Genomic DNA, 21,594 nt, shown 5'->3' with positions numbered 1-21,594 from the left:
GCCCGCGGGTCTGGCACGATGCGCCGCATGGGGAGCCGGCGATCAGCCGCGGCGGCGGCCGGGATCGGCGTGGCGCTGGCGCTCGGCCCAGCGGCTCCGGCGGGCGCCGCGCCGACGGCGGGGCAGCGCCAGGACAGCTGCGACGTCCTGCGCGCCACGCCGCAGATGGCGTGGCGCAACCCGGAATCCGGGCGCAGCGTCCCGGCGACGCCGGCGGAGGTCGCGCGCCTGCCCGAGCGGGTGCTGCTGCGCGTGCCGCGCGGCCCGGCGCCGCAGGCGTTCAACCGCGGGCACGACTACGCGCTCCTGGACGGCGACCTCTTCGCCCGCAGCCGGCGGCGCGGCAGCACCCCGGCCGGCGCGTGGCGACGCGTCGTCGTGCCGGCGTGCTTCGCCGGCCGGATCCGCGAGCTCGACACCGACCGCGACTGGCTCGTGGTCGTCGCCGCGGACCGCCGGGTCTTCGCCACCTCGCACGCCGACCGCGGACCGTCGGCCCTGGACTGGACGATGCGCTGGGGGCCGATCCTCGGCTTCGGCGAGGGCGTCCTGCTGCCGCGCGACACCGCCGCGTGGTCGCTCTCCTCCACGGCGGGGACCTACCGCTTCCGGGACGCGTCCGGCGGGCTGCGGCGGACCGCCGGCGCCGGCACGCTGTACGAGGTGCGCGAGGGCGGACGCCGGATCACCTACGACGACCCGTGGCTGCCGACGGACGGCTCCTACGAGCTCTGCGCGCCGGAGCAGGGCCGAGCGCGCGTCGCGGGGATCGCGGCGGCCGGGGCGACCGTCATGGCGATCGGCCCGCACGGCGAGCTCTGGACGCGCAGCTACGACTTCGACCTCTCGGGCGCCAACACGCTGCTGCTGCAGTACGGCTACGGGTCGCGGACGCCGTGGACCGCGATCCGCCTGCCGCTGCCGGGGTGGCGCCGCCAGCCGGCGATCGGGCGTCCGGTGACCGACGCGATCACCGTGGCGATCACGGGCACCGACGAGCCGCAGCGGCTGCTGCGGGTCGAGGGCCGCGACGCGCGCGGCCGGGTCGGCGTCTGGCAGAAGGCGCTCGACGGCGAGCGCTGGCGCTGGGTCCGCACGGGCGGGCGGCTGCACGGGCGTCCGCTGCCCCAGGCCGCCGCCGACGCCCCGCTCGGCGCGCCGGACGTGCGGTCCTACCGCGGCGCCGCGGGCGCGGTGCGGCTCGAGGTCCCGGACATGTCGGTGGCCTGCTCGCCGGCGACGCTGCGCGTGCGCGCGCCGAGCGGCCAGGCGATCGACCTGCGGCTGCACCTCGCCGAGGCGATCCGCCAGGCGACGCGCGGCCCGGGCCTCGACGCGACACCGCGCGGGTACGTCGGCGAGATCGAGGTCCCCGTGGCCGTCTCCGACCGGCGCGGGGCGCTGGACCCGGCGCTGCGGGCGTTCCTCGACGGCCCCCTCGGCGGTCGCCGCTGGAACGCGGCCCCGGTGCTCGCGACGTCGGGCGTCCTGCGCTTCACCCGCCAGTGCTGGGCGCTGACGCCGGACGGCCGGCCCGCGCCGCCCCTGGACCTCGCGGGCCTCGTCCACGAGCTGACCGACCTCGGCATGCCGGTGAACGTCCTGTTCGCGACGGAGCAGCACGCGGCACCGACGCCGCTGCGGACCTGCTGAGCGAGGGCGTGCGCGGGCGCAGGGCGGCCCCTGCGCCCGCGCGCCCGATCAGCGCGCCTCGGCCGTGACCGTGGCGGTCCCGAGCGGGGTGCCCGGCGTCAGCGCGGTCGTGCCGAACGCGCTGTTCAGGGCCGAGGCGGCGGTCGCGTTGAGCCGGACCGCGACGCCCGAGACGGTGATCCGACGACCCGACGACGAGGTCTTCGCGGCGCCGAGGTCGAGATCGGCGATCGTCGTGCGCGTCGCGCCGATCACCGCGCTGAGGACGTTCGTCGTGCCGAGCGAGATCCGCGGCTGATCGAGCGTCACCGCGGTCGAGTCCGCGGACAGCCGCAGTCCGCCGCGGTGGTCGATCCGACCCGCGAGGGTGGCGGCGTTCACGCTGCCGCCGCTGATCGGGAAGCGGACGGCCCCGCCGTCGAGACGCGCGGCGCCGGCCGGGGCGACCTGGACGCCCAGGGCCGCGGCGGTCGACGGGTCGAGGGTCAGCGCGGTGTCGCGACCCCGCAGCGCGATCGTGCGCGGCGTCACCGCAGCGGTCGCCGTCGCGATCGTCTGCCCGGCGCGGAACGCGTGGACGTGGAACGTCCGGTTCAGCGCCGCGGCGCCGACGCTCGACAGCTGCACCCGGACGCGGGAGACCCGCGTCTGCAGGCCGGACCGGGAGATCCGCGCGCGGCTCGTCGAGAGCCGGAACACGGTGACGCGGGCCTTGCCCACGCGCGCCGAGAGCGTCGAGCGCTTGCCGACCTTCAGGCGGAAGTCGCGCAGCGCGATCTGCGCGGAGCCCTTGCGCAGTCGCAGGCCGCCGGAGTGCTCGAGGGATCCGGCACCGGTCCGGTCGTCGATCCGGCCGCCGGTGATCGGGAACGCGACGCCGGCGCTCGAGGCCTTCGCGGGCGAGATCGCGCTCGCCTGCACGCCCAGGGAGGCGAGGCCCTTGGCCGTGGCCGAGGTCAGGCGGACGGTCGTCGTGCCGCCGCCGGCGGTCACCGTGGCCGCCTGGGTGGCGGCGGGGACGAGCGCGAGGGCGGTCACGGCGGCGACGCCGGCGACGGGGAGACGGAGCTTCTTGGACATCGGGACTCCTCGGAGAGGGGAACGGGTCGCCCACCATCCGCAGCGTCGCCGCGGATCGGATGCACCTCGTCCTCGGGTCGTCGCGCCCGGCGGCTCCGGTGCGTCCGAGCGTCGGTCGCGGGACGTACGGTGGGCATGCCGATCGTCGCCGCCGAGGAGCCCGTCGCATCGCCGGGGCTCCGCCGGCCGGCACGACCGGTCATGCTGCGCGACGTGCCCGGCGATCCCGCGACCCGCGCCTCCCGCCGTGAGCGCGTCCTGGCGCGACGGCTGCGCCGCCAGGATCCGACGGTCATGGACGAGCTCTACGCCGAGTACGGGCGGGCGTCGTTCGGTGTCCTGCTCGGCGCGCTGCGCGACCGCGAGCTCGCCGAGGACGTCCAGCAGGTCGTCTTCGCCGAGGTCTGGCGGCGCGGGCCGAGCTACGACCCTGCTCGCGCCGGGCTCCTCACGTGGATCCTCACGATCGCGCGCAGCCGCGCGATCGACCAGCTGCGGCGGCGGGTCCCCGAGCCGGTCGCTCCGGACGCGGTCGAGCTGCTGCTCGACGGACGCGCGGGCGACGAGGACCAGGAGCGGGCGATCGACCGATGGGCGGTCCGATCCCTGCTCGCGCAGCTCAGCGACGAGCAGCAGGAGGTGCTGCGGATGCGGTTCTACGACGAGCTGAGCCAGACCGAGATCGCCGAGCGCCTCGGCGTGCCGCTCGGGACCGTCAAGGCCCGGATGCTGCGCGGGCTCAAGCGCCTGCGGGCGCTGATGGACGAGGAGGCGATCGCGTGAGCCGACGGGTCGACCCCGACGCCTACGTCCTCGGCCTCCTCGACCCGGACGAGCACGCCGAGGCCGTTCGCCTCGAGCAGGAGGACCCCGCGTTCGCCGCCGCCGTCGTGCAGGCCCGCGCGCTCGTGGGGACGCTCGGCGCCCTCGAGGACGAGGACTGGGCCGCGGCCGCGCCACCGCCGCCGCTGCTGCGCAGCCGGCCGGCGGGAGCGCGCCCCGTCGCCCGGCGGTCGGCGCCGTGGGCGGCGTGGCGGCGGCCCCTGCCCGCGCTCGCCGCGGCGCTGCTGCTGCTCGCCGTCGGGGGCGTCGCCGGCGCCGGCCTGCGCGGCGGGGGCGAGACGGTGACCGTCGCTCGCGAGCCGGCGGCGCCGAGCTCCGCCGCGGTCGCGCTGCAGCGCATCGGCGAGGGCCCGCCCGGGGCGGGGGCGGAGGTCCGCATGGCCGCCTCGCGGACCACCGGCCGGATGGTGCTGCACGTGCACGGCCTGCGGCCGACGCGGCGCGGCGAGCACTACGAGCTGTGGCTCCTGCGCGATCCGGCGAAGGGCGACCTCGTGAGCGTCGGCAGCTTCCGCGTCGACGCCCGGGGCCGGGCCACGGTGGAGTTCCCGCTGGCGGTCGACCCGTCGCGCTTCCGCGCGCTCGACGTGTCGCTGCAGCGCGACGACCGCGGACCGGCGCACTCGGGCGTCTCGGTCCTGCGCTCGTCGCGCGTCTGAGGGCGCCGCCGGGGCGCGGCGGCGCACCACCGGTCCCGGGCGGGCGGAGCGCCGCGCCCGGGGCGCCGGATCAGGAGCCGTAGGCGGAGACGATGCCCGTGGTGAGCACCGTCCGCGAGCCGTCGGCGAGGCCGACGCGGATGAGCTCGCCGCTGGGCGTGACGGTCAGCGCGGCGGCGCCGCCGTCGACGCCGGAGAGCAGCTGCTCGTCGGGCGAGAGGAGCCGCCACGTGACCTTGCCGCGGCTGGAGACGGCGCCGATCCGGACGGGCCCGGTCGTCTGCAGGCCGCTCTTGCGCTCGCGGAACTTCTGGGTCGTGGCGAGCACGGTCCCGCCGTTGGGTCCGATGCCGATCGCGGACACGAGCCAGCCCTTCGGGCGCCGGACGAGGAGCTTCGAGCGCCGGTTCTTCGTGTTCAGCGACCGCAGCGTCGAGCGCCCGCCCTGGATCCGCGAGTAGACGATCCGGCCGCCCGCCCAGGTCGGCGAGAAGCTCACGCGGTCGCTCGTCAGGCGGCGGCGGTCGAGCTTCGCGCGGTTGCGCACGCTGTAGAGGTCGATGCCGCCGCCCTTGGCGTTGCGATCGATGACGACCGACCCGCCGCCGGGCACGACCGCCAGCTGCGAGACCGTCGTCGCGCGCAGGCGCGTGAGCGCGCCGTCGGCGAGCTTCACGAGCATGATCTTGCGGTTCTTCGTCTGCGCGGCGACCGTCGAGCCGTCGGCCGACACGACGGCCTGGCGGCTGCACGAGCTCGTCGCGACGGCGCCGGGGGCCAGCAGGCGCGGCTCGCCGCCGGTGACGGGGACCGCGAACAGCGCGTCGTCGGCGACGCTGTGGAAGAGGACCGTGCCGCCGTCGGGCGTCAGGACCGGGCAGCGGCCCGTGCCGACGACGGTCGGGTTCGTCGGATCGTCGCCGAGCACGGCGATCGCGTTGTCGGCGCCGCGCTGGATGACCACCGCGGCCGGGGCGGTCGCGGCGGCGGCCAGCGGCACCAGCGCGCCGGCGGCGAGGGCCGCGGCGACCCGAAGGCGGCGGGCGCCGTCGACCTGTGGGAGAGCACTCCGTCCGAGCATCGCGGGCTAGGGTCGCACACCGCGGCGCGCCCACGTCGCAGGCGCGGGAACATCCGTCGCATGGATCTCGAGCTGCGCGGCCACGCGATCGTCGTCACCGGCGCCACGAGCGGGATCGGCGCCGCGGTCGCCGCGCGACTGGCCGACGAGGGCGCGCGCCTGCTGCTCGTCGCGCGCGACGAGCAGCGGCTGCGGGCGGCGCTCGGCACGCTCCCGGGCGGACCGCACGCGACGCTGGCCCAGGACGTGACCGCGCCCGACGCCGGGCGGAGGATCGTCGCCGCGCACCTCGACCGCGTCGGTCGCCTCGACGGCGCGGTCCTCTGCGCCGGGGCGTCGCGACGCGCGGGCGTCGCGGAGCTCACCGAGGAGGACTGGCGCACGCAGTGGGAGCTCAACGTCCTCGCCGCGCACCGGTTCCTGCTCGACGCCGCCGATCCGCTCGCCGCGGCCGACGGCGGCGGCCGGGTCGTGCTCGTCTCGTCGTCCTCGGGCAAGCGGCCCTCGCCGAGCAACATGGCCTACGGCGTGGGCAAGTCGGCGCAGCTCGCGCTCTCGCGGGCGTGGGCCGAGCACCTCGCGCCGCGCGGCGTGCGGGTCAACGCGGTCGCCCCAGGCCCGATCGACAGCGAGATGTGGCTGGCACCCGGCGGGCTGGCCGACCAGGCGGCGGAGGCCGCCGGGATCGACCGCGACGAGGCGCTGGCGCGCGCGCGAGCGCGGGTGCCGCTCGGGCGCTTCGGCCGGCCGGAGGAGATCGCCGACGCGATCGCGCTGCTCGTCTCGCCCCGCGCGGGGTTCGCGACCGGCGCGGCGTGGTCGGTCGACGGCGGGTCGGTGCCGTCGTTCCTCTGACCTGCCGGCGCCCTCGGACTAGCGGTCGGTCCCGCTGAGCCGCGGGATCGAGATCAGCCGCTCGATCCGCGTCGTGCCGCGCGGCACCGTCGCGGTGACCCGCAGCTGCGGGCCCGGCTGGGGGTTGCCGCGCTGGGCCGCGGCGCGCACGACGGCCGCGCGGGCGCCGCGCGGCAGGCCCTTCAGGCGCAGGGAGAAGCGGCCGCCGCTCGGCGCGACGATCGTCCGCGTGCCCCGCAGCCAGCTCGAGCTCGGGCGCTCGCCGACCTCGAGCGATCCGCCGCTGGTGCCGCCGTAGGTCGGGATCCGCAGCAGTGCCGTCACGGTGCCGGAGCGGCGGTTGCGGATCGTGTAGGTCGTGCGGATCGAGCCGCGGCTGATCCGGTGGGCGACGTCGACGGTGAGGTCGCTCGCGCCGTCGCGGCCCTTCACCGTCAGCGTCCCGCTCAGCGCGCGGGAGGCGTTGCGGAAGGCGCGCGGGACGGTCAGCGCGCTCTGGGCCTTGCGCGTCTTCCCCGGCTGGGTGTCGACGAGGACGCTCGACCCGCGCCGCAGCTCCAGGCCCAGCGATCCGGTGCCCCGGCCGCCCATGCTCGTGAGCGGCCGGCCGGCGGCGTCGAGGATCCGCGAGGGCTCGAGCCCGCCCGTGGTCAGGGGTGACCAGGGGCGCACGATCGCGGCCTGGTAGCGCTCGGTCTCCACGGCCAGGCGGCCGAGGTCGGCGTCGTGCGCGGTGGCGTCGGGCAGCGGGGTCCCGGTCCCGCTCCCGAGCCCGCGGTCCGCGAGCTCGGCGAGGACGGCCGCGAAGCGCGCCGTGCCCGTCAGCCCGTCGAACGAGTCCGAGACGAGGTTGCTGCCGGTGAAGCCGTAGTCGGCGGCCGGCAGGATCACGGAGCCGGCCTGCACCGCGCGGCGCTGGTAGCGCCGGACGGCCTGCCGCACGAGCGCCCGGGCGGTCCCCGCCTGGTTCGCGAGGCCCGGCGTGCCGGCCGACCCGGCCAGGCCGGCGGCGAACCCGCGCAGCGCCAGCGCCCAGTACTGCGTGAGCTGCAGCCGCTGGATCCCCTTGCCGGAGTCCCAGTTGAGGATCCCCGCGTTGCTCCAGTCGCCGAACGCGATCCGGCGCGTCCAGTTGCGCAGTCGCCGCTGATCGGTGGTCGAGAGCGCCGGCATGCCGGCCGCGACGGCCTGGTCGTAGTAGGCCAGCGCGCCGAACGCGATCGAGGCGTACTCCGACGTGTCGACCTGGTTGGCGGCGTTGCTCGCGGGCCGGTGCGGGGCGTAGCGGAAGCCCAGGCCCTGCGCGAGGTTCGAGGTGCCGCCGGGGTAGGCGGTGCTCCGGCTGTGCTGCAGGAACCAGCCGAGCTGCTGCGCGTAGTCCTGCTGCAGGAGCGTCGCGTCGCCGTTGACGGTCGCGTCGGCCGCGTAGACGTCGGCGTTCCAGTTGACCTGGTTCAGGAGCCGGCTCGGCATGCGCCAGAACGGCGAGCGCGCCACGGCCGCCACGCGATCCTGCACGAGCGCGCGGGTGCCGGCGGAGAGCCTCACGGCGTCCCGGGCCCGCCAGCTCGTGGCCAGCGCGCGCATCGCGACGGCGTCCAGCGCGTGGTGCATCGACGACGCGGTGCCGTTGACGTCGGTGAAGCCGGGGGCGTGCGCGGTGACGGTCCGCCCCTCCTGCACCGCGGGGGTGAGCTGGCCGTCGAGCGTCGCCAGGTACATGTCGGTCGTCAGCAGGCGCGTGAGCGGCTCGACGCGGTCGGGGCGGGCCGCCGCGCCGCTGCGGCGGCCCGCCACCGCGGCGTAGGAGTGCAGCAGCAGCATCTCGGCGTTCAGGCGCACCCGCACGCTGCCGTCGACGACGTAGGCGCCGAGCGCCGGGTTCCAGTACCGGTCCAGGGCCGTGGCGAGCGCGTCGGCGGCGGCCCACAGGTCGCCGGGGTCGGCGGCCTGCAGCTGGCCCTCGGCCGTCTGGCTCGGCGACCCGGTGACCGCGCCGCCGCCGGGCGTGGTGGTCGTCGGGGTCGTGCCGGTGCCCACCGGCGGGGTGGTGCCGCCGTCCTGGGCACCGGCGGAGCCGGCCCAGGCGAGGCCGGCCGCGACGGCGGCGACGAGGGCGGGGGAGGCGTGTCGGACGAGGCGGGACGGAGACACGCCGGGGCATGCTGCCGGATCATCCGGGCGGATGCGCCGGACCGCTGGCGGCCCGGCCCCGACGGCCGCAGGGTGCGTCGCGGGGAGGGCGAGGCCGGCGCCCCGCGTCGCGACTAGCATCGGCGCCCCGCCGCGGACCGCGGCCTCCGCGACCCCCAGGACGCCCTCCGGTGACGAGCACGACGACCGACGATCCCCCGATCGGCAAGGAGTACCCGCCGCTGACCTACCAGGTCGGGCGGGAGAAGATCCGCGAGTACGCGCGCGCGGTGGGGGAGACCGATCCGCTGCACCTCGACCTCGCCGCCGCGCGGGCCGCCGGGCACGCGGACCTCGTCGCGCCGCCGATGTTCGTCGTCGTCTACACCTCCGACGCGATCGGCGCGGCGTTCTTCGACCCGGAGGTCGCCATCGACTTCGCGCGGCTCGTGCACGGCGCGCAGGAGTTCCGCTGGAGCCGGCCACTGATCGCCGGCGAGGAGGTCGCCACGGTCGTCCGGCTGGACGACGTCCAGGAGATCGCGACCGCCGGACTGACCTCCTACGTCTTCACGCACGAGACGACCGTCGGCGGCGGCGAGGTCGTCTCGACGGGCCGGTGGACGAACCACGTCCGGGGGGCGGGCGCATGAGCGAGCAGGCGACCGAGGTCGTGCTGGAGGCCGGTGCCGAGCTGCCGGGCCTCACCGTGACGCCGGATCGGTTCACGCCGGTCCGCTACGCCGGTGCGTCGGGCGACTTCAACCCGATCCACGTCGACGACGAGTTCGCGCGCCAGGTCGGCCTGCCCGGCCGGATCCTCCACGGCCTCTGGTCGATGGCGCAGGTCGCACGGGCGACGACGGAGGCGGCGCGCGCGGCGGGCCTCGCCGGTCCGGACGCGCTCGTGTCGCTGAGCGTCCAGTTCCGCGGGCTGGCGGTGCCCGACGAGGAGATCGTCGTGACGGGCAAGGTCGACGAGGTGGTCGAGCGGGACGGCGTGCGGACCGCGGTCGTCGCGGCGACGGCGAAGCAGGGCTCCACCCGGATCGTGCGCAACGGCCGCGCCGAGCTGCGCCTCGACCCGCCCGCGGCCGTCGACCGGCCCGCGGGCGGCTGAGCGAGCCCGCGCCCACGCGCGGGTCCGGCCGGGGCGCGACTCAGCCGTCGGCGCGCGGCGGGTCGGGCGCGCCGTCGTCCGGGCGGGGCCCGGCCTGGGCCGCGCCGCTGCGGGCGCGCTGGTCCTCGACGGCGATGGTCGGCGGGTCGCAGCGCTCCGCGGCGGGCGGGACCCGGGCCATCTCCGCCGTGGCGGCGCGGGCCGCGGCGCGCTCCTCCTGGACCGCGTGGTTCAGCTCGGCGCCGATCAGCAGGGCGACGCTCGTGAGCCACAGCCAGACGACGATGAGGATCGCTCCGGTGAACGCGCCGTAGAGCGCCGTCGAGTTGCCGACCTGCCCGAACCACTCCGAGAACGCGATCGAGACGGCGAGCCAGATGAGGACGCCGACGAGCGCGCCCGGCGTGACGAGGTGGAACGTCCGGTCGCGGACGTCGGGCACGACGTAGTAGACGAGGGAGAAGCCGAGCATCGCCGAGAGCAGCGCGGCCGGCCAGCGCACGATCGACCAGATGAGCTGCGCGCTCTCGCCGAGGCCGATGAAGCCGAGCAGGTCGTCGGCGAAGCTGCCCCCGACGCCGACGAAGATGAGCGTCGTGATCGCCAGGGTCAGCAGGACGAACGTGAACGCCACGTCGAGGGCCTTGCGGTGCAGGAAGCTCCGCCCGTGCTGGACGCGGAAGACGACGTTCAGCGCGCGGCGCGCGGACTCCAGCACGCCGGTGGTGCCGTAGAGGGCGACGACGACCGAGAAGGCGACGCTCGTCGCCGCGCCGCTCTTGTTCTGCAGCGCGGCGTGGAGCGAGCTGTCGATCGGGTCGACGACCGACTTCGGCGCGACGTCGCGGAGGTAGCCGACGATCGCGTCGTAGGTCTCGGGGTACTGCCCGACGAGACCGAGGATCGAGATCCCCAGCAGCATCGTGGGGAACAGCGACATCAGCGCGTAGTACGTCAGCGCCGACGCGTGCTGCGTGATCTGGTCGTTCCAGAACGCGATGGCCGTGCGCTTGATGATGCGGAGGACGCGGCGCACCGGTGGGGGCAGCTTGGCGCACCGCGGGGGAGAACGCATCCCCGGCCCCGCGGCGGCGCGCACGCGGACGGCTCAGCGACGCAGCAGCAGCGCGCCGACGAGCGCCACCGCGGCGGCGGGCGCGAGCAGCTGCGCGACGAACGTCGCCGGGCCCAGCGCGTCGGTCAGGAGCTGCTGGCCCTCCGCGCGGTCCAGGCCGCCGCGCCACGCCAGCCACGCGAGCGCGACCGCGGCGAGCAGGGCCAGCGCCTGGGGAAGGTCGCGGTGGTCGGTGGGCGAGGGCAGCAGCCCGATCCCGGCGCTCAGCGCCAGCAGCAGCCAGAGGAGCGAGCCGACGTCGGGGCCGCGGTCCACGAGCCCGCGGGCGAGCTCGGCCGGGTCGTCGCCCACCGCGACCCCGGTGACGAGCACGCAGCCCAGCACGTAGACGACGACCGGCACGACGACGAGCGGGGCGAGCCCGATCGCCGCGCGACCGGGCGCCCCGCCGAGGACCGGCAGCGGCGAGGTCCGGTACCGGACCTCGCCCAGCAGGACGCCCCCGCCGGCCATCGGGCGCGGGGCGAACGGCACGAACCGCGTGACGCGCCCGAGCAGCGCGGTGGCCGCGAGCGCGTGGGCGCCCTCGTGGAGCGCGACGCCGGGGGCGAGGAACGCCCAGGTGCACCAGCGCCGCGCGCGGCTCCCGGCGACCGCTCGGGCGACGAGCCGGTCGAGGACCCGACGGCCGAGCAGGTAGATGCAGCACAGCTCGACGGCCACGAGCGCGAGGACGAGCACGCGCGGCACGATCGCAGCCGACGGCGCGGTTCGGCGGCGCCCCGCGACGGCGACCCGCGCCCGACGGGCCCCGGCCGCGGCCCCGCTCGGTCGCTCGGTACGATCGGCGGACGGATGCTCACGCCCCGCCAGGAGCTGATCCTCGGCAAGGTCGTCGCCCACTTCGGCGAGACCGGGATGCCGGTCGGCAGCAAGACGCTCTCGGCCGACCCGGACCTCGGCTTCGGGCCCTCGACGATCCGCAGCGAGCTGGCCCAGCTCGAGGACCAGGGGCTGCTCAACCATCCGCACACCTCGGCGGGACGCGTCCCGACCGACGCCGGGCACCGGTACTTCGTCGACCACCTCCTGCCGACGAGCGCCGAGCCGACCGCGGGCAGCCCGATCCGCCTCGAGCTCGTCCAGCGCGAGCTCGACGAGGCGATGCGGGTCACGAGCGAGACGCTCTCGGCGGTCACCGACCTGCTGGCGGTCGTCACCGCGCCCCCGGTCTCGACGGCCACCATCCGCCACGTCGAGGTCCTGCTGCTGCAGCCGCAGGTGGTGATGGTCGTCGTGATCACCTCCAGCGGCGAGGTCGCCAAGCGGGTGATCACGTTCCCGGGACCGGTCGACGCCGGCCTCGCGAGCTGGGCGAAGGAGTACCTCAACGAGCGCCTGATCGGCATCGGCCTCGGCGCGCGGATGCTCCGCGCCCGGATCGACGACCCCGGCCTCGGCACGAGCGAGCGGGCGTTCCTCGCGGCGCTGCGCCCCGCCTTCGACGGCCTCGGCGCCGAGGAGTCGTCGGTCGCGGGCGTCTACGTCTCCGGCGCCGCGCGGCTGCTCAGCGCGTCGCGCGCGACGGAGGTCGCCCACCTGGACGCGCTCGTCGACGAGCTCGAGCGCCGCGCGACGCTCCTCCAGCTCCTGCGACAGGCGCTGACGTCCTCCGACGTCACGGTCCGGATCGGCGCGGAGAACCCGCTGCCGGCCCTGCGCTCCCTCGCCGTCGTCGCCGCGGGCTACGGCCCGCCCCAGCGCAAGCTCGGCAGCGTCTCGGTGATCGGCCCGGTGCGGATGGACTACCCGCAGGCGATCCGGGCGGTCCGCGACGTCGCCTTCCAGCTGTCACGCTACGTCGAGGAGCTCTACGAGGCCCCATGAGCCAGACCGTGCCCCGCGATCCCTACGAGGTCCTCGGCGTCCCGCGCGACGCCGACGACGCCCAGATCAAGAAGGCGTTCCGCCGCCTGGCGCGGACGCTGCACCCCGACGTGAACCCGGACGACCCCGAGGCGCAGGAGCGCTTCCGGGAGGTCGCCGAGGCGAACGAGATCCTCTCGGACCCCGAGAAGCGGGCGACGTACGACCGCTTCGGGCACGACGGCCTGCGCCAGGCGGGGATGGGACCGAGCTTCGAGGGCTTCGGCTCGCTGTCGGACCTCTTCGGCGCGGTCTTCGGCCAGGCGTTCGGCGGGGGCGGCGGGCCGGTCGGGCCGCGCCCCGGCGGCGATCTCGCCGTCCAGGTCGAGATCGACCTCGCCGAGGCGATGCGCGGGACCCGGACCGAGGTCGAGATCGAGGTCGTCGCGCGCTGCGGCACCTGCGACGGCCGGCGCGCGGCGCCCGGATCGCGCATGACGACCTGCCAGCGCTGCGGCGGGCACGGCGTCCTGGACCAGGTCAACCGCACCCCGTTCGGCGAGATGGTCCGCCGCGTCACCTGCGACGTCTGCCAAGGGCAGGGCCAGATCCCCGAGGAGCCGTGCCCGGACTGCCGCGGCCGCGGCCTGCAGGCCACGGAGCGGACCCTCACCGTCGACGTGCCGGCCGGCATCGCCGACGGACAGCGGATCCGCCTCTCGGGGCGCGGCCACCAGGGCGACCCCGGGGCGCCCGACGGCGACCTCTACGTCGTCGTCGCGGTCCGCGAGCACGAGCGCTTCGTCCGGGACGGCGACGACCTCGTCACCGTCGTCCCGGTCCCCGCGCCGCTCGCCGCGCTCGGCACGACGGTGACCGTCGACGCGCTCGACGAGCCGCTCGAGATCGACGTGCCGGCCGCCACCCAGCCCGGCACGACCGTCCGCCTGCGCGGTCGCGGCATGCCGCGCGTCGGCGGCGGCCGCCGCGGCGACCTCCACGTCGTGGTCGACGTCGTCGTGCCCCGTCACCTCACGGCGCGCCAGCGCGAGCTGCTCGAGGAGCTCGCCGGCTCGATCGAGGAGCGCCAGCTCCACGACGACGAGTCGGTCGTCGGGCGGCTGCGGCGGCTCTGGCGCAACCGCTGATGATCCGGCTGGCCCTCCGCGTCCGGCGCGAGGACGCCGAGGTCGTGCTGGCCGAGCTCGCCGACCTCGCGCCGTCCGGCGTCGAGGAGCGCGACCTCGGCGCGACGATCGAGTACGCGGTCTACGGCGCTCCGGGCGAGCTGCCGACGCTGCCGGCGGTCGAGGCGGCGATCGGCGGCGCGCTCGTCGAGGTCGTCTCCGAGGAGGTCGCCGACGACTGGGCCGACCGCTGGCGCGCGTTCCACCAGCCGGTGCTCGTCGCCGGGCGCCTGCACGTCCGCCCGCCCTGGTCGCCGCCGCGCGACGAGGCGGGCGTGCGCGAGCTCGTCGTCGACCCGGGCCGCGCGTTCGGCACCGGCGGGCACGGCACGACCCGGCTCTGCCTCGAGCTGCTCGTCGGCCTCGAGGCCGACGGGGTGCGGGGCCGGGTCCTGGACCTCGGCTGCGGATCCGGGGTGCTGGCGATCGCGGCGGCGCAGCTCGGCTGGGCGCCGGTGCTCGGCGTCGACCACGAGGAGGCGTCCGTCGCCGCGACGCGCGAGAACGCCGCCGTGAACGGGGTGACGGTCGCGGCCGAGCGCTTCGACCTGCTGCGCGACGGCGCCGCCTGCGCACCCGCCGGCGACGGTCCGCTGCTCGTGCTGGCCAACCTCCTGCGGCCGCTGCTGCTGCGCGTCGCCGCCGACGGCTTCCGCGAGGCGGACGGCGCCCCGGCGACCCCGGACGCGCTCATCGCCTCGGGCCTGCTCGTGCACGAGGCCGACGAGGTCGCCGCCGCCTTCGGGCGCCTCGGGCTCGTCGAGGCCGACCGCCGCGACGACGGCGAGTGGGCGGCGCTGCTCCTGCGCCGGCCGGTCGCCTGAGCCTGGACCGGTCGAGGCGGCCGCAGGCGGCGGACCGCGGGCCGCCCGCGGTCGGTCAGCGCGGCGCCGCGGGGGCGCCTCGGCGCGGGTACGTGATCGCGGCGGCCACGGCGGTCAGCGCGAGGATCGCGGTCACGACGAGGAAGGCGGTCTGCCAGCCGTCGCGGACGGCCTCGGCGACGAGCCCGGCGAGCTCCGGCGGCGCGCCGGCCGGGGAGCCGAGCACCGCGGCGGTCGCGTCCGCCGGTCCGTCCTCGACGATCGCGTCCCGGTAGCCGGCGTTGAACGCCGAGGCGGTGATCGCCAGCCCGAGGGCGGCGCCGAGCTCGCGGGTCAGGTCGTTCAGCGCGGAGGAGAGCCCCGGCCGGCCGGGCAGGCTGTCGAGGATCGTGAGCGTCGGGGCGATCGCGCCGAAGCCGATCCCGGTCCAGATGAGCGAGGCGCCGACCACGACGGCGAGGTACGACGGGTGCTCGGCGGCCACGAGCGCCGAGACGAGCGCGCCGGCGGCGCAGAGCAGCAGCGCGATCGTGGCGATCGTGCGCTCGGTCCAGCGGCGCCCGGCCGCCAGGGCGGCGGGCACCGCGGCGAGCATCACGACCGCCGGCGGGCCGATGCCGAGCGCGGCCTTCAGCGCGCCGAAGCCCAGCACGTAGACCTCGAACTGGAAGACGAGGAAGATCATCGCGAAGTCCGCGACGATCGCCCCGAGCACGACGATCGACGCGCCCGCCAGCGTCCGGTCGCGGTAGACGCGGACGTCGAGCAGCGGTCGGGCGGCCCGCAGCTGCCAGGCGACGAAGAGGGCCAGCAGCACGAGCCCGCCGCCGATCCCGGCCACGGTCATCGGGCCGGTCCAGCCGTGGACCGGCCCCTCGGTGATGCCCAGGACGAGCGCGCCGATGCCGAGGACCGAGAGCACCGTCCCGAGCGGATCCAGCGGCGCCCGCTCGGGCGACCGGTGCGCCGGGACGCTGCGCGCGGTGAGCACGACGAGCACGAGCACCACCGCCGCGAAGACCCAGAACGCGTCGCGCCACGACGCGAGGTCGGCCAGCAGCGCCGAGAGCTGCATGCCCAGGACGCCGCCGACGATGCCCGAGAGCGCCCACAGGCCGACGGCGGTGCTGCGGCCGCGGTCCGGGACGGCGTCGGAGATCGTCGCGAGCGTCCCGGGGAAGACGAGCGCCAGCGCCGCGCCGCTCGCCGCCCGGGCGGCGACGAGCTCGCCGGGGCTGCCGGCCACGGCGCACCAGACCAGGGCGAGCACGAGCAGCAGCAGGCCGGCCAGCATCCCGGTCCGGCGGCCGAGCCGGTCCAGCAGCGCGCCGGCGGGCAGGAGCAGCGCGGCGACCGTGAGCGGCACGACGTCGGCGACCCACTGCACCTCGGTCTGCGTCGCCCCGAGGTCCTCGCCGATCGCCGGGACGATCGCGAGCGCGCCGAGCGTCAGGCCGAAGACGACCGCGACCGCGCCGCACATCGCCACGAGCATCGCCCGTCGCCGGTTCGCCTCCTCCGCACGCACGCCGGCGGCGATCGTACATGGTGTCCGGAAAGGCCGGCCGTCGGCTCGGCGCGGTCGCCGTGGCGCCCGCCGGGACTCGAACCGCGCCCGGGGCCGGGCCAGGTCCTCGTGACGGTCGTGCGAAGGTGCTGTGATCCGTCCGGGCGCGGCGTATGATCGGTGACGCATGACCCGTGCTGCGGTCGACGGTGCCCTGTTCCACCCGACCCAGCTCGCCGACCCGTTCGACGAGCGAGAGGAGCGCGGCGCATGCGAATCCACCCAGATCCCGAGGAGACCATCCTGAGGCGACGGCTCGAAGTGCCGTACGAGGTCGCCGTGCAGCTCAGCGACGCCGGCGAGGCCGGCCTGCGCGCGTTGGAGGAGCACGTCGACTGCGACGTCTTCCTGCGCGGCAACCAGCTGACGCTCGACGGCGAGGCGGAGGCGGTCCAGCGCGCTGCGACCGTGGTCCGCGAGCTGACCACGCTGGCCGAGGGCGGCCACCGGCTCGAGGCGGGCACGATCCCCGCCGTCGGGTCCGCCCTGAGCGCCGCGCAGCGACCCGCCGAGGTGCTCGGCGACGTCGTGTGGCAGCAACGCGACAGTCGGATCGTCCCGAAGACCGCGCTCCAGAAGCGGTACGTCGACGCGATCCGGCGCAACACGGTGACCTTCGGCATCGGTCCCGCGGGCACGGGCAAGACCTTCCTCGCCGTGGCGATGGCGGCCAACGCCCTCGCGCGGCACGAGGTCAAGCGGATCATCCTCACGCGCCCCGCCGTCGAGGCGGGCGAGCGCCTGGGCTTCCTGCCCGGCGACCTCATGCAGAAGGTCGATCCGTACCTGCGACCGCTCTTCGACGCGCTGCACGACATGCTCGATCCCGAGCGCGTCACGGCGTACCTCGAGAACGGCGTGATCGAGGTCGCCCCGCTGGCGTTCATGCGCGGTCGCACGCTGAACGACGCGTTCATCATCCTCGACGAGGCGCAGAACACGACGCCCGAGCAGATGAAGATGTTCCTGACCCGGCTCGGCTACCGGTCGAAGATGGTCATCACGGGCGACGTCACGCAGGTCGACCTGCCGAAGGAGCAGCGGTCGGGCCTCATGGTCATCGGGGACATCCTCGACGGCCTGGAGGACGTCGAGTTCGTCCGCTTCGGACGCAGCGACGTCGTGCGCAACAAGCTCGTCCAGCGGATCGTCGACGCCTACGACGAGCACGACGAGCGCCAGGCGCCGGAGCTCCGTCCCGCCGAGCGGCGCGAGCCGCGGCGACGGGGCGCGTGAGCGACGAGCGGATCGAGATCGAGCTCACCCTCGAGCGGGCCGGCGGGGAGGACGTCCCCGCCGGCCTGCCGACGGGCGAGGACCTGCGGCGGCTCGTCGAGACGGCGGCGGCCGCCGCCGGCGTCCACGACGGGCACCTCGCCATCTCGATCGTCGACGCCGGCGCGATCCACCTCCTGAACCGCGAGCACCGCGGCAAGGACGCCCCGACCGACGTCCTGTCGTTCCCGATCGACGGCGCGGGTCCGGTCTTCGGCCCGCGCGAGATCGGCGACGTCGTCATCTGCCCCGAGCACACGGTCGACCTGCGCGAGGCGGTCGTCCACGGCGTGCTGCACCTCGTGGGCTTCGACCACGAGGTCGACGACGGCGAGATGCTCGCCGTCCAGGCCCAGATCCTCTCCTGGCTGCCGGCGCCGGCCTGAGCCGCGTCCCCCTGCGGCGTGCCCCTCGGGGCACCGCGACCGCCGGCCGGCGCCGACGCTGCGATCATCGAGGCGTGGACGACGAGGACGACCTTCCCGGCATCGAGCTGCCGGTCCCCGACCCGGGCGAGCCGCTCGCGACGCCCGACACGCGGTCGGGCTTCGTCGCGCTGGCCGGGCGCCCGAACGCGGGCAAGTCGACGCTCACCAACGCGCTCGTGGGCGCGAAGATCGCGATCACCTCCGACAAGCCGCAGACGACCCGGCGCGCGATCCGGGGCGTGCTGACCCGCGGCGACGCGCAGCTCGTGCTCGTCGACCTGCCCGGCGTGCAGCGACCGCTGGACTCGCTCACCGGCCGGATGCAGCGGCGGGTCCAGAGCGAGGTCCGCGAGGCGGACGTCGCGCTGCTCGTGCTCAACGGCGAGGAGGGGGTCGGGCCCGGGGACCGCTGGATCGCCCGGCAGCTCGCGGACGCGTCGGCCGGCGGGCGACTGCCCGTCGTGATCGCGGTGAACAAGGTCGACCGGATCGACCGCGAGCGGACGATCCGCACCCTGATGGCCGCTTCCGAGCTCGACGTCGCCGAGGACGTCTTCCCGATCTCGGCCCGGACGGGCAAGGGCGTCGACGCGCTGCTGGACCACCTCGTCCAGCTGCTGCCGCGCGGCCCGTTCTACTTCCCGGAGGACGAGCGGACCGACCAGCCCCGCCACGTCCTGCTCGCCGAGCTCATCCGCGAGCAGGTGCTGCGCCGGACCTTCCAGGAGGTGCCGCACGCCGTCGAGGTCGCCGTCGAGGAGGTCGAGCGCCCGAAGGACGACCTCCACGTCGTCGTCGCCAACGCCTGGGTCGAGACGCCGTCGCAGAAGGGCATCCTCATCGGCGCCGGCGGCAAGATGATCCGCAACGTCGGCACCGCGGCGCGCAAGGAGCTCGAGCGCGAGCTCGGGACCCGCGTCCACCTGGACCTCCAGGTGAAGGTCCGGCGCAACTGGCGCTCGGACGAGACCCTGCTGGACCGCCTCGAGATCGACTGACCGCGGCACCGGGATCGACGCCCCGCACGGTCCGAGAGGCGCCCGTCCTCGCGCCTGCGTGGGCTCACGGCGCGATCGGGGCGATATCGCGCAGGATCACCGTGCGGCGGTCGACGACGAAGCGGATCGTCGCCTGCAGGCCCGGGCGGGGGTTCATCGTCCGGTACGCCGGCCGCTCGAGCTCGCTCGTGACGCGCGGCGGCAGGCCGCGCAGGGCGACGCGCATCCCCGCCAGCCCGCTGCGCACGAGGTAGCCCCGCGCGCACCCGCGACCGGACCAGATCTCGGGCGGCAGGCACTGGACGGCGCCGCCGGATCCCGACGGGATCCGCAGGGTGACGCCGACGTCGCGGCCCTTGGGGTCGACGACGTAGCGCGTCTCGATCCCCTCGGGGGTGAAGCGGTGCGTGACCCGCACGTCGCCGATCGTGCTCGTCATCACGCCGGTGTAGCGGTCCTCGCCGGCGGGGCGCAGGCGCAGCTCGGGGTCCTCGCCGCCGGGCTCGCCGGGCTGCGTGTCGAGCTGCTTGCGGCCCCGGCGCGTCAGCGTCAGGCCGAGGCTGCCGCGTCCGCCGCCGCCGAGCGACAGCAGCGGACGGGCGCGCCCGTCGAGGATCCACGCCGGCTCGAGCCCGCCACCGGTCGGCACGCTCGTCGGCGGGCCGACCGCCGTGGCGTAGCGCGCGGTGTTCACCGCGAGGCGCCCGAGCTCGGGGTCGAAGGCGGTGCGCAGCGGTGCGCGGTCGGCCTCCGGGTCGGGCAGGCGCCCGTCGCAGGCGCACCCCGCCGCCCAGTCGGCGAGCGTCGCGGCGAACCGCACGGTCGCGGTGACGCGGTTGCGGCGCACGCTCTCGAACGTCGTGCGGAAGCCGAACGACGCGGCGTCGAGCAGGATCGTGTCCTCCTCGAGCGCCCACTGCCGGAAGAGCCGCGTTCCGCGTGCGAGCAGGAGCGAGCCCTGCGACGCCGGCCGCATCGTCACGGACTCGCCGCCTCGCAGGGCCCCGACGACGCCGTCCAGCGCCAGCGCCCAGTACTGGCGCAGGTGGATCCGGGTGCGGCCCTTGCCGGTCTCCCAGTTCAGGTAGCCCGACGGGGTCCAGTCCGCGGTGACGACGTGCGAGGCCCAGCCGCGCAGGGTCCGCAGCTGGCGCTCCGGCAGCGGGCGCATGCCCGCCCGGTCGGCCTGCCCGGCGTAGCGCAGCGCCCCGAGCACGACGTTGGCGTACTCGACGGTGTCGGCGTGGTCGACCGGGGCCGAGGGCACGACGCCGGGGCGGTAGAAGAAGCCGTCCCCGGCCGAGAGGTTCGGGGTCCGGCCGGGCCGCTCGGGGGCGTGCGCGTGCGCGGCGAACCACGCGAGCTGCTCGCGGTAGTCCCGGCGCAGGAGCGTCGGGTCGCCGGTCACCGTCGCGTCCGCCGCGTAGAGGTCGGCGTTCCAGTTGATCTGGTTCAGCAGCCGGGCGGGCGCGCGGAACGCGCGCGAGCGGGCCACGGCGCTGACCGTCGAGCGGATCGCGCGCCGCTCGGCGTCCGGCAGGCCGACGCGGTCGCGGGCCAGCCAGGCCGAGCGCAGGCTGCGCGCGGCGACCGCGTCGATGCTCGGGTGCTGGTTGACCTCGCTGGCGGAGGACTGGCGCCACCCGGGGACGTGCACCGCGTTGTGGCGGGAGCCCCCGAAGCGCACCCCGCGCCGGTCGCGCAGGAACGCCGGGCCGGTGAGGAATCGCACGAGGCCCGCGACGCGATCGTCCTTGCGCGACGCGCCGCGGTGGTCGGCGAGCGCCGCGCCGGCGTGGATCCGCAGCATCTCGGCGTTCAGGCGGGTGCTGATCCGCCCGCCCGGGGAGACGTAGGCGCCGCGGTCGTCGTCCCACAGCCGGTCCATCGCGGGCTCCAACGCGTCCGGCAGCGCCCACGCGCTGCGGGGGTCGGCGTCGAGCAGCCGCTTGGCGCCCTCCCGGCCGGACGCGTCGAAGGCGGGGTCGCTGACCGCCTCGTCGTCGGCGGCCTCGTCGTCGGCGGGCTCGCTCGCGCTGCGGGCGGCGGTCGTGGCGCCGTCGCGGCCCGAGAAGCCGCCGCCGACGGCGACCCCCGCGACGATCGCGAGGACGAGCAGGAGGGCGAAGACCGTCGGGAACGGCGGGGGATCCGGCGCCCGGCGTCGCCGATGCGCGTCGGGCCGCATCGCCGCGGGATGGTACGCGGACGGTCGGGGTCGCCGTCGCGCCGGCCGGCGGGCGCGCGGGGGAGGCCCTTGACAGAATCGTCGGCGTGCCCGACCTGCCGGACCTGACCGCGACCGTCCGCTTCGACGAGGCGGGGCTCGTGCCGGTCGTCATCCAGGACGCGGGCAGCGGCGAGGTCCTGACGCTCGCCTACGCGAACGCCCTCGCGCTGCAGCGCACCCGCGAGACGGGCGAGCTGCACCTCTGGTCCCGCTCGCGCGGCGAGCTCTGGCACAAGGGCGCGACCTCCGGCAACGTCCAGCGGGTCGTCGACCTGCGCGTGGACTGCGACGCCGACGCCGTGCTGGCGATCGTCGAGCCGGCCGGGCCCGCCTGCCACACCGGGGCGCGGACGTGCTTCGGCGCGCACGACCGTCCGCGGGTCGCCGACGGCAGCCTCGGCCCGGCCGAGCTGCCGGCCGCGCGGCTGGCGGACTTCGAGGTCCTGCCCGACCTCGAGCGCGTGCTCGCCGCCCGGGCCGTCGACGCCCCGGAGGGCTCCTACACCGCGCAGCTGCTCGGCGACCGCGCGTTCGCCGGGGCGAAGGTCCAGGAGGAGGCCGAGGAGGTCCACCGGGCCGCGCGCGAGGAGTCCGACGAGCGCGTCGACAACGAGGCCGCCGACGTCCTCTACCACCTGCTCGCGCTCATCCGCGGCCGCGGCCGCGACCTCGGCGACGTCGCCGCGGTGCTGCGCGAGCGGCGGCGCTGACCGCCGGCTG

General features: G+C 76.4%; 20 protein-coding genes. 13 read left to right on the top strand and 7 right to left on the bottom strand.

The features are described from left to right. Nucleotides 1-27 precede the first annotated feature (27 nt). Nucleotides 28-1,653 (top strand): hypothetical protein, encoded by a 1,626-nt coding sequence (locus SK069_RS03430; RefSeq protein WP_319952779.1) that lies wholly within the window; start codon nt 28-30, stop codon nt 1,651-1,653. A gap of 48 nt (nt 1,654-1,701) precedes the next feature. Here SK069_RS03430 and SK069_RS03425 read toward each other — a convergent pair whose 3' ends face one another. Further along, complete coding sequence (locus tag SK069_RS03425; protein WP_319952778.1) at nt 1,702-2,733, bottom strand: HtaA domain-containing protein; 1,032 nt, start codon at nt 2,731-2,733, stop codon at nt 1,702-1,704. A 135-nt stretch (nt 2,734-2,868) separates the two neighbouring features. Here SK069_RS03425 and SK069_RS03420 point away from each other — a divergent pair, with 135 nt between their 5' ends. Beyond that, entirely contained in the window at nt 2,869-3,516 is a 648-nt protein-coding gene (locus SK069_RS03420) for an RNA polymerase sigma factor (protein ID WP_319952777.1), read from the top strand. Further along, complete coding sequence (locus SK069_RS03415) at nt 3,513-4,235, top strand: anti-sigma factor (RefSeq protein WP_319952776.1); 723 nt, start codon at nt 3,513-3,515, stop codon at nt 4,233-4,235. The genes SK069_RS03420 and SK069_RS03415 overlap by 4 nt, the downstream gene beginning before the upstream one ends. 70 nt (nt 4,236-4,305) lie before the next feature. On the opposite strand, the gene SK069_RS03410 is transcribed toward SK069_RS03415, so the two are convergent. Beyond that, entirely contained in the window at nt 4,306-5,316 is a 1,011-nt protein-coding gene (locus tag SK069_RS03410) for a hypothetical protein (protein ID WP_319952775.1), read from the bottom strand. 60 nt (nt 5,317-5,376) lie between these two features. On the opposite strand from SK069_RS03410, the gene SK069_RS03405 reads away from it, so the two are divergent. Further along, complete coding sequence (locus SK069_RS03405) at nt 5,377-6,171, top strand: SDR family NAD(P)-dependent oxidoreductase (RefSeq protein WP_319952774.1); 795 nt, start codon at nt 5,377-5,379, stop codon at nt 6,169-6,171. A gap of 18 nt (nt 6,172-6,189) precedes the next feature. Here SK069_RS03405 and SK069_RS03400 read toward each other — a convergent pair whose 3' ends face one another. Then, nucleotides 6,190-8,325, bottom strand: coding sequence for a hypothetical protein (locus SK069_RS03400; protein ID WP_319952773.1), 2,136 nt, complete (start codon nt 8,323-8,325; stop codon nt 6,190-6,192). Between the two features lie 170 nt (nt 8,326-8,495). Between SK069_RS03400 and SK069_RS03395 the strand changes: the two genes are divergently transcribed. Continuing rightward, entirely contained in the window at nt 8,496-8,957 is a 462-nt protein-coding gene (locus SK069_RS03395) for an FAS1-like dehydratase domain-containing protein (RefSeq protein ID WP_319952772.1), read from the top strand. After that, entirely contained in the window at nt 8,954-9,424 is a 471-nt protein-coding gene (locus SK069_RS03390) for a MaoC/PaaZ C-terminal domain-containing protein (protein WP_319952771.1), read from the top strand. The genes SK069_RS03395 and SK069_RS03390 overlap by 4 nt, the downstream gene beginning before the upstream one ends. Before the next feature lie 40 nt (nt 9,425-9,464). Here the strand turns inward: SK069_RS03390 and SK069_RS03385 are convergent, their stop codons facing one another. After that, nucleotides 9,465-10,460, bottom strand: coding sequence for a YihY/virulence factor BrkB family protein (locus SK069_RS03385; protein ID WP_319952770.1), 996 nt, complete (start codon nt 10,458-10,460; stop codon nt 9,465-9,467). Between the two features lie 72 nt (nt 10,461-10,532). Next, nucleotides 10,533-11,249 carry a hypothetical protein gene (locus tag SK069_RS03380; protein WP_319952769.1) on the bottom strand — a complete coding sequence of 239 codons (717 nt, stop codon included), beginning with the start codon at nt 11,247-11,249 and terminating at the stop codon, nt 10,533-10,535. Nucleotides 11,250-11,354: 105 nt separating this feature from the next. On the opposite strand from SK069_RS03380, the gene hrcA reads away from it, so the two are divergent. The 3 genes from hrcA to SK069_RS03365 are packed head-to-tail and all read left to right on the top strand — an operon-like array spanning nt 11,355 to nt 14,376. After that, nucleotides 11,355-12,386: a heat-inducible transcriptional repressor HrcA gene (gene hrcA / locus SK069_RS03375; RefSeq protein WP_319952768.1), complete on the top strand. Its 1,032-nt coding sequence runs from the start codon at nt 11,355-11,357 to the stop codon at nt 12,384-12,386. After that, a complete protein-coding gene (gene dnaJ / locus SK069_RS03370) occupies nt 12,383-13,513 on the top strand; it encodes a molecular chaperone DnaJ (protein ID WP_319952767.1) in 1,131 nt (376 codons plus the stop codon). The genes hrcA and dnaJ overlap by 4 nt, the downstream gene beginning before the upstream one ends. After that, the gene (locus SK069_RS03365) at nt 13,513-14,376 is read left to right on the top strand and encodes a 50S ribosomal protein L11 methyltransferase (RefSeq protein ID WP_319952766.1); all 864 of its coding nucleotides are present in this window, start codon (nt 13,513-13,515) and stop codon (nt 14,374-14,376) included. Before dnaJ ends, SK069_RS03365 begins: the two co-directional genes overlap by 1 nt. 55 nt (nt 14,377-14,431) lie before the next feature. Here SK069_RS03365 and SK069_RS03360 read toward each other — a convergent pair whose 3' ends face one another. Then, nucleotides 14,432-15,904, bottom strand: a complete 1,473-nt coding sequence (locus SK069_RS03360) for an MFS transporter (RefSeq protein ID WP_319952765.1) — start codon at nt 15,902-15,904, stop codon at nt 14,432-14,434. Nucleotides 15,905-16,153: 249 nt separating this feature from the next. Between SK069_RS03360 and SK069_RS03355 the strand changes: the two genes are divergently transcribed. The 3 genes from SK069_RS03355 to era all read left to right on the top strand — a co-directional run bounded on the left by SK069_RS03355 (nt 16,154) and on the right by era (nt 18,644). Then, entirely contained in the window at nt 16,154-17,179 is a 1,026-nt protein-coding gene (locus SK069_RS03355; RefSeq protein ID WP_319952764.1) for a PhoH family protein, read from the top strand. After that, entirely contained in the window at nt 17,176-17,604 is a 429-nt protein-coding gene (gene ybeY / locus SK069_RS03350; RefSeq protein WP_319952763.1) for an rRNA maturation RNase YbeY, read from the top strand. The genes SK069_RS03355 and ybeY overlap by 4 nt, the downstream gene beginning before the upstream one ends. Before the next feature lie 107 nt (nt 17,605-17,711). Continuing rightward, nucleotides 17,712-18,644, top strand: coding sequence for a GTPase Era (gene era / locus SK069_RS03345; protein WP_406628248.1), 933 nt, complete (start codon nt 17,712-17,714; stop codon nt 18,642-18,644). A gap of 64 nt (nt 18,645-18,708) precedes the next feature. Here the strand turns inward: era and SK069_RS03340 are convergent, their stop codons facing one another. Then, on the bottom strand, nt 18,709-20,832 hold the full coding sequence (locus SK069_RS03340) for a hypothetical protein (RefSeq protein ID WP_319952761.1): 2,124 nt from the start codon (nt 20,830-20,832) through the stop codon (nt 18,709-18,711). Between the two features lie 104 nt (nt 20,833-20,936). Here SK069_RS03340 and hisIE point away from each other — a divergent pair, with 104 nt between their 5' ends. After that, nucleotides 20,937-21,584, top strand: coding sequence for a bifunctional phosphoribosyl-AMP cyclohydrolase/phosphoribosyl-ATP diphosphatase HisIE (gene hisIE, locus SK069_RS03335; protein WP_406628246.1), 648 nt, complete (start codon nt 20,937-20,939; stop codon nt 21,582-21,584). Nucleotides 21,585-21,594 lie beyond the last annotated feature (10 nt).

It is taken from the genome of Patulibacter brassicae, assembly GCF_033949425.1.
Taxonomy (GTDB): Bacteria; Actinomycetota; Thermoleophilia; order Solirubrobacterales; family Solirubrobacteraceae; genus Patulibacter; species Patulibacter brassicae.
This window is presented reverse-complemented; position numbering and strand designations above follow the sequence as displayed.